Origin of the sequence: Rhodococcus sp. 14-1411-2a (genome assembly GCF_002259485.1) — a bacterium.
GTDB lineage: Bacteria > Actinomycetota > Actinomycetes > Mycobacteriales > Mycobacteriaceae > Rhodococcoides.
The window spans coordinates 45,626-57,553 of sequence record NZ_NPGA01000003.1 but is presented as its reverse complement, the minus strand read 5'-3'; the positions used below and the strand labels follow the sequence as shown (position 1 = coordinate 57,553).

Below are 11,928 nucleotides of genomic sequence, written 5' to 3'. Positions count from 1 at the left end.
GTCGCGATTCGGCCCTAGTGCTGGTTGTACTAGCCGCTTACTGGAAACTGTAAACCCATTCGAAACACGGAACTAATTCGACTCGAGGTTCGTACGGTGCCGAAATGCGGTGTTAGGTTTGCCTTCCCAATTGATGAATGCTCATCGGACCGGATCTCTGCATCAATTCAGACACCGTGATTGGATGGTTCACCATGAACGAAATCGACTGGAAGACGTTGCGCGACAATGCTCATGAGGCAATGGGCCGTGCCTACGCCCCGTACTCGAACTTTCCGGTCGGTGCGGCGGCTCTGGTGGACGACAATCGGATAGTCACCGGGTGCAATGTGGAAAATGTCTCATACGGTTTGGGGCTCTGCGCGGAGTGCGGGTTGGTGTCCAACCTGCACTCGACCGGCGGCGGCAGACTCGTCGCCTTTTCCTGCTGCGATTCCAGGCGTGAAATTCTGATGCCGTGCGGGCGATGCCGACAGCTGCTGTACGAGTTCGGCGGCCCGGGTCTGCTCGTCGACACCGTCTCGGGACCGGCTCGACTGGCAGAGTTGCTCCCGAATGCTTTCGGCCCCGACAACCTCGACGAAGGACGCGTGAACAACCATGCCTGACGCCGTATCCATCATCAGCGCCAAGCGAGACGGGCGCGTTCTCGACGACGAACAGATCGAATGGGTGATTGCGGAGTTCACCCGCGGATCCGTCGCGCCGGAACAGATGTCGGCTCTCGCGATGGCTGTTCTGTGGCGTGGATTGTCGCGTCGCGAGCTCGGTACGTGGACGAACGCGATGATCGCGTCGGGTACCCGAATGGACTTCTCGGCACTGCCGCTGCCCACCGTCGACAAGCACTCGACCGGTGGTGTCGGAGACAAGATCACGCTGCCGCTGGCTCCGCTCGTCGCCGCCTGCGGTGCGGCAGTGCCGCAGCTGTCGGGTCGAGGACTCGGACACACCGGCGGAACGCTCGACAAGCTCGAGTCCATCCCCGGCTGGCGAGCGGATCTGAGCGGTGAGGAGATGCATCGCATCCTGGCCGATCCGGCGATCGGTGCTGTCGTGTGCGCTGCCGGTGCCGATCTGGCTCCGGCCGACAAGAAGCTCTACGCACTGCGCGACGTGACGGGAACGGTCGAGTCGATCCCACTGATCGCCAGCTCGATCATGAGCAAGAAGATCGCGGAGGGCACCGGGGCGCTCGTGTTGGATGTCAAGGTCGGTGCCGGTGCGTTCATGAAGAACGTCGACGACGCACGTGAACTGGCCACAGCGATGGTCGAGCTCGGAACCGATGCGGGCGTGCGGACTCTGGCGGTGCTGACGGCGATGGACACCCCGCTCGGGCTCACCGCGGGCAACGCGCTCGAGGTGGAGGAGTCGGTCGAGGTTCTCGCCGGAGGTGGCCCGGCCGACATCGTCGAGCTGACGATCACGCTGGCGCGCACGATGCTCACCGCGGCCGGGATCGAGGGCATCGATCCGGCCGACAAGCTCGCCGACGGTTCGGCCATGGATCGGTGGCGAACGATGATCGCCGCGCAGGGCGGCGATCCCGATGCCGCACTACCTGTCGCCCGGGAGAGCCAGGACTTCACCGCCACCGCCGACGGCGTCGTCACCGGGTTGGACGCAATGGGCGTCGGGCTCGCGGCCTGGCGACTGGGCGCGGGCCGCGAGCGACAGGGTGAGCCGGTGCAGAGCGCTGCCGGTGTGCGGCTGCACGCCAAGCCCGGCGATCGGGTACGTGCTGGGGATCGACTGGCGACGCTGTACACCGACACCCCCGAGCGCTTCGAGTATGCGCAGCAGGCACTCGAATCCAGTTGGGAGATAGGGGCCACGGCCTCGCAGCCGAGGCCCCTGGTGATCGACCGCATCGGTCGGTGAGGAGCTCGGGCAGTAGCGAGCCCGGTCAGATCAGGTTGCCTGCCTCCGTCAGCACGCTGCGCAGGATCTGCTCCATCTCGTCGAACTCCTTCTGGCCGCAGATCAGCGGTGGTGCCAGCTGTACCACCGGGTCGCCGCGGTCGTCGGCGCGGCAGTACAGCCCGGCGTCGAACAGCGCGGTGGACAGGAATCCGCGAAGGATGCGCTCTGCTTCGGCATCGCTGAACGTTTCCTTCGTGGCCTTGTCCTTGACCAACTCGATGCCGTAGAAGAATCCCTCGCCGCGGACGTCGCCGACGATCGGCAGGTCGTGCAGTTTCTCGAGCGTGGCACGGAACGCCGGGGCGTTGTCTGCGACGTGCGCGTTGATGCCCTCGCGCTCGAAGATGTCGAGGTTGGCCATGGCAACGGCGGCGGAGACGGGGTGGCCGCCGAAGGTGTATCCGTGCGCGAAGCTCGACGTGCCGTCGTCGAACGGCTCGAAGAGCTTGTCGGAGGCGATCATTGCGCCGATGGGGGAGTAGCCCGAGGTCAATCCCTTGGCGCAGGTGATGATGTCCGGTACGTAGCCGAAGTCGTTGCACGCGAACATCGATCCGATCCGGCCGAACGCACAGATCACCTCGTCCGAAACCAGGAGTACGTCGTAGCGGTCGCAGATTTCACGGACGCGCTCGAAGTATCCGGGCGGGGGAGGAAAGCAACCCCCGGCATTCTGAACCGGCTCGAGGAACACCGCGGCCACCGAATCGGGGCCCTCGAATTCGATTGCCTCGGCAATCCGGTCCGCGGCCCAGATTCCGAATGCTTTCGGATCTGTGTCCAGGGGAGCGGGGGCGCGGTAGATGTTGGTGTTCGGCACTCGAAACGCGCCCGGCGTCAGCGGCTCGAACGGTTCCTTGAGCGCGGGGATTCCGGTGATGGCCAGCGCACCCTGCGGGGTGCCGTGGTAGGCGATCGCTCGCGAGATCACCTTGTGCTTACCGGGCTTGCCGACTTTCTTGAAGTACTGCTTGGCCAACTTCCATGCGCTCTCGACGGCCTCGCCGCCACCGGTGGTGAAGAAGACCCGGTTCAGGTCGCCGGGGGCGTAACCGGCGAGCCGTTCGGCAAGTTCGATGGCCGGTTCGGTGACGTACGACCACAATGGGAAGAACGCCAGTTCTTTGGCCTGCTTGGCTGCGGCCTCGGCCAGTTCTTCACGGCCGTGTCCCACCTGGACCACGAACAGCCCCGACAGACCGTCGATGTAGCTCTTTCCGTTGGAATCCCAGATGGTCGAGCCTTCCCCGCGGGTGATGATCGGGGGAGTGACCCCTGCGCCGTGGCGGGTGAAGTGGCCCCACAGGTGCTTGGCTGCGGAAGCATCGAGTTCGGCTGTCGTTCGTGTCATCGTGTTCCCCAATTGTATTGCTGCTTGACGAGTTTGAGATAGACCAGGGTTTCGGTGCTGGTGACGCCGTCGAGACTTCTGATCTGCTTGTTCAGGATCTGCAGGAGTTGTTCGTCGTCCTCGCACACCACTTCCACGACGACGTCGAACGACCCTGCGGTGAGGACGACGTAGTCGATCGCATCGATCGCCGACAGTTCCTCGGACAGGGCGTAACTGTCGCCGGTGCACTTGATGCCGATCATGGCCTGCCGCTTGAATCCGACCTGCACCGGATCGGTCACCGCGACGATCTGCATGACGCCGGAGTCCGTCAGGCGCTGAACTCGTTGACGGACAGCCGCTTCCGAGAGTCCGACGGCTTTGCCGATGGCGGCGTACGAGCGACGCCCGTCCTCTTGGAGTTGCTCGATGATCGCCTTGGAGACGTCGTCGAGTGCGATGGGCGGTTGCTCGGGCATGGCTCGATCTTGTCACTGTCGTGGCCGTGAACACAACCCGTCCACGATGAAAAGCGTGTCAATTTTCGATTCAAACGACAGAATCAGTTGTCGAAAGGCTCGAAACAGAGAGAATCAGTGGGTTCGACGGTACTGTCGCAGGCATGGCGAACATTCCTGGTTGTTGGATCGACGGACGCGCGGTCGACGGTGGCGGTGATCGGTACGAGGTCGACGATCCCGCGACCGGAGCTGTCGTTGCCGACGTCGGTTTGGCCACCGCCGAGGACGTCGATTCGGCTCTCGCGCATGCTCGATCGGCTTTTCCGTCATGGTCCACCGCCACCCCCGCGCACCGCAGCGCCGTGTTGATGGAACTGGCGCGTCTCGTGGCCGCCGACGCGGAGAACTTCGTGTCCGAGGAAGTGACGCAGACCGGCAAATCGACAAGGCTGGCAACCGAATTCGACGTTCCGGGCAGCATCGACAACATCGAGTTCTTCGCCGGGGCGGCGCGGCACCTGGACGGCAAGGCTGCTGCGGAGTACTCGGGTGAACATACCTCCGTTATCCGCCGGGACGCCGTCGGAGTGGTCGGGTCGATCACTCCGTGGAACTATCCGCTGCAGATGGCGGTGTGGAAAGCGATACCGGCGTTGGCGGCCGGGTGTTCCATCGTGCTCAAGCCCAGTGAACTCACGCCGCTGACCACCCTGCGGCTGGCGCGCTTGGCCACCGAGGCAGGCGTGCCCGACGGGGTGTTCAACGTCGTCACCGGAACCGGAGTGGACGCCGGAGTCGCGCTGTCCTCCCATGCCGGACTGGACCTGATGACGTTCACCGGCTCCACTCCCGTCGGCAGGCGCGTGATGGCGCAAGCCGCCGCGCATGGCACGCGGGTGCAGCTCGAGCTCGGCGGCAAGGCACCGCTGGTGGTGTTCGACGACGCCGACCTCGACGCGGCCATCCACGGTGCCGTCGCGGGATCGTTGATCAACGGCGGCCAGGACTGCACGGCGGCCACCCGCGCCATAGTCGCCGAATCCCTGTACGAGGACTTCGTCGCCGGAGTCGCCGAGTTGATGGGGCGCGTCGTCGTGGGAGACCCGAGGGATCCGGCAACCGACATGGGATCGTTGATCTCCGTCGCGCACCGAGATCGGGTGGCTGCGATGGTGGACCGGGCCCGCGACGCGGGTGCCAGGGTGGTGACCGGAGGCCGTGTCCCCGAGGGGCGAGGCGCGTTCTACCCGCCCACCCTGATCGCCGATGTCGGTGAGCAGGACGAGATCTATCGCGACGAGGTGTTCGGTCCGGTGCTCACGGTGTCCACGCATCACGGGGACGACGACGCGATCCGACGCGCCAACGACACCGAGTTCGGACTCGCCGCCTCGGCGTGGACCCGCGACCTGTACCGCGCGGGCCGAGCGACGCGGGAGATCGCCGCCGGCTGTGTATGGATCAACGACCACATCCCGATCATCAGCGAGATGCCACACGGCGGATTCGGGGCCTCGGGTTTCGGCAAGGACATGTCCAGTTACTCGCTCGACGAGTACCTCACCGTCAAGCACGTCATGACCGACATCACCGGTGTGGCCCGAAAGCCTTGGCACCGAACGGTCTTCGCGTCCGTCGACGCTGCAACGCAGGGAGATGCCCGATGAACGCACCGTGGGCAACCACCCCCACCGACCGCGGCGTGACCATGGTGGCCGGCGCGGCACCGGAGTCCTACTGGCTCGATCGTCCCGAACGCCCGGCACCACGGACTCGGCACACCGGTTCGACTGCAGCGGATCTGGTGATCGTCGGCGGCGGATTCACCGGACTGTGGGCGGCTCTGCATGCGGCAGAGGAGAACCCGAACCGATCGATCGTGCTGCTCGAAGGCGACCGCATCGCCGAGGGCGCAACGGGACGCAACGGCGGCTTCTGTGCGGCCAGCCTGACGCACGGACTGGGCAACGGACTCGACCGCTACGCCGACGAACTACCGGAACTGCTGCGGATGGGCACCGAGACGCTCGACGCGATCTGCGCGACTGCGGACAGGTACGGGATCGACGCCGACATCGAACGCACCGGCGAGCTCGACATCGCCAATTTCGACTGGCAGGTGGACGACCTGCGGGAGCTCGGCGACGAGGGGAGGCGACTGGCGCAGCCGATGGAATACCTCGACGCCGCTGCCGTGCAGTCCAGGATCACCTCACCGATGGCGCGCGGTGCACTGTTCGACCCCGATGTCGCGATGATCGACCCCGCCAAACTCGCCTGGGGCCTGGCCGACGCGGCCGAGTCGCTCGGCGTTCGCATTCACGAGAACACTTGGGCGCTGTCGATCGGCAAGTCCGGCACAGGTATTCGAGTCAAGACGGGCTACGGCACCATCGAGGCCGGCAAGGTGCTGCTGGCCACCTCGGCATCGAAATCGTTGCGTCGCAAACTCCGTCACTGGATCGTCCCGGTGTGGGACTACGTGATCATGACCGAACCACTGACGTCGGCCCAGCTCGCCGACATCGGCTGGTCCGGCCGCGAAGGATTGGCCGACTCCGGCAACAGATTTCACTACTTCCGGTTGACGGCCGACAACCGCATCCTGTTCGGCGGGTGGGACGCGCACTACTTCTACGGTGGCGACACCGACCCACGCCGAACCCAACATCCCGAAGAGTTCGCTTTGCTCGCCGAACACCTGCTGCAGATGTTCCCGAGCCTCGAGGGAATCCGCGCCACCCACGCCTGGGGCGGATCGATCGACACGTGCTCGCGGTTCAGCGCCTTCTGGGATCTCGGCATGAACGGACGGGTGGCCTCGGTCGCCGGGTTCACCGGCCTGGGCGTCGGCGCGTCGCACTTCGGTGCCCGCACCGCCCTCGATCTGCTCGACGGCAAGGACACCGAACGAACACGCCTGAAGATGGTGCGCAGCATGCCGTTGCCGTTCCCACCCGAGCCCCTCAAGTCGATCGGGATCAACATCACCCGCGCGGCATTCGCCCGAGCCGATCGCAACGGCGGTAAACGAGGACTGTGGCTCAAGGGCATGGACGCGCTGGGTCTGGGCTTCGACAGTTAAAGCGGCTGCGCCGCACGTGCACGGAAACTCGACCTCTGCTACGAGCTTCTGCTCACGTGCGGCGAAGCCGCTCTACTCGTGCGGAACGACGATCACCGGCACCGGGGCGGCACGCAGAATCTTCGCCGCACTCGAACCGAGGAACACCCGCTTGGGAGTGGCCAATCGACTCGAGCCGAGGAACAGCACATCGCCCGGCTTCCAATCGAGGTTGCCCATCGCCTCGGCCAGCGTCGAACCGTCGGCGACGATCGACTCCAGGCCGTCGATATCGGGGAGCGTGCGCACCGCGTGGTCGAGATTGTCCTGCGCGGCAGCGACCTGTCGTCGCCGCGTATCCAGTGAGGTCTCGTCACTCGGGGCCCCGGTCGGCTCGAGCGAGACCAGCGAGACCAAGCGCACCGGCACGTGCGCCGCACTGGCAATGGTGATCGCGAACGGCAACGGATTCGGGGCAGAGGCCCGGGTGGGGACGGCGACGGTGAGGTCGGTGATCGGTGCGTTCGAGAGCCGGTAGCCCCGAGGTGCGAGTGCCAGCGGCACCTCCGACGCATGCAGGAGCTGGCCGGCAACCGAACCGACGGAATGCCGATTCAGCAAGCCGTCGCCGGCTCCGCCCACGACGATCATGTCCGCATCGGTCTGCACCGCGAAGTCGATCAGGGCACGGGCGAAGGACTCGTGCGAGAGCACGTGCGTGGTCACCTCGATGCCCGACGGCACCTGGGCGGCCGCGTCGGCCACCCAGCCCTCGGCCTTGGCCGCGAGAACTTTTCGATACGGTCCACTGCCTTCCATGACCGGTTCGTCCACGGCCATGACCAGCACGATGTCGATGGACGCGTCGAGGGCGCGGGCGAGGGCGGTGGCCAGGGCTACGCCGTCGTCGCCGCTGGGAGTGGCGAGATAGCCGACGGTGATCTTCATGAATGGGGTGTCCTTCTCTACTGGTAAGTGTCCGGAACCTTGACTTCGGTGGACGCGGTGAGTGTCTTGCCCTGGAAGAAGTCCCTGTTGCCCACGAAGCACAGCAGCATGAGCGGAATTCCGAGTACCAGCATGCCGACGCCGAGGACGAACACACCGCCGATCGGACCGTAGACGGTGTAACCGTAGTCGGGCTTGATCATGTCGACCGCGCTCTGCACGAACGCCCACGTCATCGACAGTCCGCCGAGGAGCGGAAAGATCCCGCGCATGAACAGGTTTCGGACGGACGAGAACAGTGTGCGACGGAAGTACCAGGCGCACGCGTACGCGGTGATGCCGTAGTAGAACGCGACCGCGAGCCCGAGTGATGCCACCGAATCCTGCAGCGCGTTGGCGCTGACGAAAGTGAGCACCAGATAGAACATCAGCGCCGCGGCACCCATCACGAGCGTGCCGAAGCCGGGCGTCATGTACTTGGGGTGCACGCTGGCGAACCGCTTGGGGATCGCTTCGTACACGGCCATCGACAATGTTCCGCGGGCCGTGGGCAGAATGGTCGTCTGCGTGGAGGACAGTGCCGAGATGGAGACGGTCAGCAGTAGCAGCGACGCGACGATCGAACCCGCGACCGGATCGCCGAGAATGGTGAGCACATCGTCGACGTTGTCCGGGTTGTTCAGGCCGATGCCGGTGTCGCCGAACCCGGCGAACGACTGCACGGCGTAGCCGACGAGCACGTAGGTGGCCACGAGAATGAGCGTGGTGATCACCGCGGCGCGTCCCGGAGTCTTCTCCGAATCCTTCGTTTCCTCGCCGACGGCAAGGCAGGCGTCCCATCCCCAATAGATGAAGATGCACAGGATGATGGCCTGGGCCGCGTCGGACATCGTCACTCCGGTGGGAACCAACCAGCTCCACTGGGGCGTGATGGCTTGCGGTCCCGCGGTCCCGGTACCCACCTTGACCAGAGCAGTCACCGACACTCCGATGAGCACCCCGAACTGCACGACCAGCAACACGTTCTGCATGCGTTCGCTGATGAGGATGCCGCGAAAGCTGACATAGGTCATCGAGACGATGAAGAACGAACCGAGGGCGACCTTGGCCGCGGTCGACTCCGCCAACCCGGACAGTCCCAGGAACTCGAACAGATAGATGGCAGCGATCTCGGCGACGTTGGCCAGCACGATGATCGCCGAGACGGCCAGCCCCCACCCGGCCATCCAACCGACCCAGGGCCCGAATGCCTTGGTACCCCAGGTGAACGACGTGCCGCAGTCCGGTGTGTCACGCCCGAGTTCGCGGTAGGCGAAGGCGGTGAGCAGCATCGGAACGAAGGCGATGAGGAACATCGAGGGCGCTTTGTCGCCGACGGCCAGAACCACGTAACCGAGGGTCGCGGCGAGGCTGTAGGCCGGGGCCACCGCCGACAAGCCGATGACGATGTTGCCGACCAGCCCGAGAGCGCCGGTGTTGAGTCCTTTACCCGGAAGGGTGTTCGGCGGTTCCACAGTGGACATAGATCTCTCCGAGGTTCGAGACGACCGAGGACGTCGGAGGGGACCCGACAGAATCGGCCGCGCGTGTGTGCTGAACACTACGATTTCCGTCGCAGATCCGCTGTGTATCGACGGAATTGTTTTCATTGGAGCAACAATGCAACGAAATAGGTCGCAGAAGCGGTGAAGTTCGGGGGAATCCGCGGACTCGCCGAGTGGTGATGACAGACGCGCGTGCGTGCGAGCCGCACGCTACCGTCGTCACATGAGCACCGCGGAGAACACTCAGTCCTCGATCGGTGGCAGTGCGCCACTCGATCTCGCGTCGATCAGGACAGCTCCCAAGGCGTTGCTGCACGATCACCTCGACGGCGGACTCCGCCCGCAGACCGTGTTGGAACTGGCCGACGAATGCGGCTACGGCGATCTTCCCGCCACCGACGGCGCGGCATTGGGCGAGTGGTTCCGCGACGCCGCGGACAGCGGCTCGCTCGTGCGGTACCTCGAGACGTTCGCGCACACCGTTGCCGTGATGCAGACTCCCGAAGGACTGTTCCGGGTGGCGCGCGAATGCGCCGAGGATCTGGCCGACGACGGCGTCGTGTACGCCGAGGTGCGCTTCGCGCCGGAACAGCACCTCGAGCGCGGACTGACTCTCGACGAGGTCGTCACCCATACGCTCGCCGGCTTCGAGGCAGGGATCTCCGCGGCCAAGGTGCGCGGCAAGAACATCACGATCGGCACCTTGCTCACCGCGATGCGGCACGCGGCGCGTTCGCGGGAAATCGCCGAACTGACGGTCCGGTTCCGTGACCGCGGCGTCGTGGGCTTCGACATCGCCGGTGCCGAAGCGGGCTTCCCTCCCAGTCGCCACCTCGACGCCTTCGAATACATGCGAGCGAGCAACGCGCACTTCACCATTCACGCTGGAGAGGCGTTCGGTCTGCCGTCGATCCAGGAAGCAGTGGCGTTCTGCGGCACCGACAGGCTCGGTCACGGGGTTCGGATCACCGACGACATCACCACCGACGCCGACGGCACACCCGAGCTCGGCCTGCTCGCCGCCTACGTCCGCGACACACGGATGCCCCTGGAACTGTGCCCGAGCTCGAACGTCCAAACCGGTGCCGTCGAGTCGTTGGCGACCCACCCGTTCGATCTGCTTGCCCGATTGCGATTCCGGGTCACCGTCAACACCGACAACCGCTTGATGAGCGATACGTCGATGAGTCGAGAGATGGTCAAGCTCGTCGAGACCTTCGGCTACGGCTGGAGCGATCTCGAGCGATTCACCATCAACGCGATGAAGTCGGCGTTCCTGCCGTTCGACGAGCGGCTGGCGCTGATCGACGACGTCATCAAGCCGGGTTACGCGGTGCTGATCGGCTGATCGAGCAGCCCCGGGGGCCGGCTACTTCTTGCGCAGTCGGCTCTCGAACTCGCGCTCGAGGGCGCGCCACGCTTCGGCCTCGACGTCGAACGGTGCGCTCGGCGCGAGCCGGTCGGGACTGGGCTCGAGGGCGTACGAGACGTACCAACCCAGTGGCGTGGACGTGGCGAGTGCTTCGTCGACGGAATCATCACCGGCGAAATCGGCGGCGTCGGTGAACAATTCGACGGCCAGGTCGAGTTGTTCGACGTCGACTGCGGTTGGCCCGTCGGCGAGATCGTCGGCCAGGCCGGGCAGGACGTACACGTTGTCGTCGGTGATCGTGATGTCGAGGGAGCCGTCGATGGCGGCGGTCTGAACATCGGAGTAGGTGCTGACCTGTGCCAGATCGTGATCGTGATCGTCGGCCAGGTAGCGGGCCAACGAACGCTCGGAACCGAAGACGCTGATGGCACCGCCGCGACCGAGGAACACCGGCTTGTCGCCGAGGTAGCACCGCAGGGTGTAGAGCGTGTCGTCCGAGGTGATGATGCGAATCGGGTCGATGCCGACGGTGGTCCAGAAGGTATCTTCGGCCGCGGCTGCGGCGATCGGATCGCGATCCACCTCGGCGGAGTCGTCGTCTTCGTCGTCGTCGTCCGAATCGGAGTCGATGTCGTCCGTGACGTCATCGGCGTCGACGGCGTTCTCGGCGGCTGCGGTGATCTCGGCTTCGGCGACGGCAACGGCAGCGGAGTCGACATCGGGGGAGGTGACGATGGAGTCGACCGCGTCGAGCACGTCGTCCCAGTGCTTGGCGACCGCTGCACCGATGCGGTCCCACAGTTCACCGCCCTCGCGACCGAGGAAGTTCTCGACGCCTCCGCCGACTGCCCCGACGAAAGGGTTGGATCCGAAAAAGCTTGTGACAGGTCGCAGTTCGCAGACATCGCCGATGGAGGAGACGATGTCGAAGGTGGCCTGCAGTTCGGCGAGAACGTCGGCCTCGGGATCGGAGGCCACCAACTCCGGCACGGCGACCAGATCGAAGCGGTGCAGATCGTCGGGCTCGAGTTCGTGTGCGGCGAGTGCGGAGACCACCTTCCACGACGGATGGTCGACGAGGTCGTTGTCGTCGTCGGATCTGACGAATGCCGCGAGCTCTGCGACGGTCGAGAATCCGTACAGGTCTTCCTCGTGTCCGAGGAATGCCTCCCACTCGTCGTCGCCTTCTCGCCACTCCGGTGCCCACAGTGTCGAGAAGTCACCGGCGGTGAGACCGAGTTCGATCGGGATGATGTCTCCAGCCATGGCGCGAAGCCTAT

10 protein-coding genes are annotated in these 11,928 nt (G+C 65.1%); 5 read left to right on the top strand and 5 right to left on the bottom strand.

All coding sequences use genetic code 11. From position 1 onward, the window contains the following. The first annotated feature begins 194 nt into the window (after positions 1–194). Complete coding sequence (locus CH291_RS00350; RefSeq protein ID WP_094669665.1) at positions 195–608, top strand: cytidine deaminase; 414 nt, start codon at positions 195–197, stop codon at positions 606–608. Next, entirely contained in the window at positions 601–1,884 is a 1,284-nt protein-coding gene (locus CH291_RS00345; RefSeq protein ID WP_068051666.1) for a thymidine phosphorylase, read from the top strand. Before CH291_RS00350 ends, CH291_RS00345 begins: the two co-directional genes overlap by 8 nt. A gap of 25 nt (positions 1,885–1,909) precedes the next feature. On the opposite strand, the gene CH291_RS00340 is transcribed toward CH291_RS00345, so the two are convergent. After that, entirely contained in the window at positions 1,910–3,277 is a 1,368-nt protein-coding gene (locus CH291_RS00340) for an aspartate aminotransferase family protein (protein WP_068051664.1), read from the bottom strand. Further along, positions 3,274–3,738 (bottom strand): Lrp/AsnC family transcriptional regulator, encoded by a 465-nt coding sequence (locus CH291_RS00335; RefSeq protein ID WP_032376836.1) that lies wholly within the window; start codon positions 3,736–3,738, stop codon positions 3,274–3,276. Before CH291_RS00335 ends, CH291_RS00340 begins: the two co-directional genes overlap by 4 nt. A gap of 143 nt (positions 3,739–3,881) precedes the next feature. Here CH291_RS00335 and CH291_RS00330 point away from each other — a divergent pair, with 143 nt between their 5' ends. Both CH291_RS00330 and CH291_RS00325 read left to right on the top strand, forming a co-directional pair. Next, the gene (locus CH291_RS00330; protein WP_094686435.1) at positions 3,882–5,387 is read left to right on the top strand and encodes a gamma-aminobutyraldehyde dehydrogenase; all 1,506 of its coding nucleotides are present in this window, start codon (positions 3,882–3,884) and stop codon (positions 5,385–5,387) included. Further along, complete coding sequence (locus tag CH291_RS00325) at positions 5,384–6,805, top strand: NAD(P)/FAD-dependent oxidoreductase (RefSeq protein WP_094639014.1); 1,422 nt, start codon at positions 5,384–5,386, stop codon at positions 6,803–6,805. Before CH291_RS00330 ends, CH291_RS00325 begins: the two co-directional genes overlap by 4 nt. 72 nt (positions 6,806–6,877) lie before the next feature. Here CH291_RS00325 and CH291_RS00320 read toward each other — a convergent pair whose 3' ends face one another. Together CH291_RS00320 and CH291_RS00315 are read right to left on the bottom strand one after the other, a co-directional pair. After that, the gene (locus CH291_RS00320) at positions 6,878–7,732 is read right to left on the bottom strand and encodes a universal stress protein (protein ID WP_068051659.1); all 855 of its coding nucleotides are present in this window, start codon (positions 7,730–7,732) and stop codon (positions 6,878–6,880) included. A gap of 17 nt (positions 7,733–7,749) precedes the next feature. Further along, positions 7,750–9,255 (bottom strand): APC family permease, encoded by a 1,506-nt coding sequence (locus tag CH291_RS00315; RefSeq protein WP_094686434.1) that lies wholly within the window; start codon positions 9,253–9,255, stop codon positions 7,750–7,752. Positions 9,256–9,499: 244 nt separating this feature from the next. Between CH291_RS00315 and CH291_RS00310 the strand changes: the two genes are divergently transcribed. Then, positions 9,500–10,624 (top strand): adenosine deaminase, encoded by a 1,125-nt coding sequence (locus CH291_RS00310; RefSeq protein WP_094686433.1) that lies wholly within the window; start codon positions 9,500–9,502, stop codon positions 10,622–10,624. 21 nt (positions 10,625–10,645) lie between these two features. Here the strand turns inward: CH291_RS00310 and CH291_RS00305 are convergent, their stop codons facing one another. Next, positions 10,646–11,914, bottom strand: a complete 1,269-nt coding sequence (locus CH291_RS00305; RefSeq protein ID WP_094686432.1) for a primosomal protein — start codon at positions 11,912–11,914, stop codon at positions 10,646–10,648. Positions 11,915–11,928 lie beyond the last annotated feature (14 nt).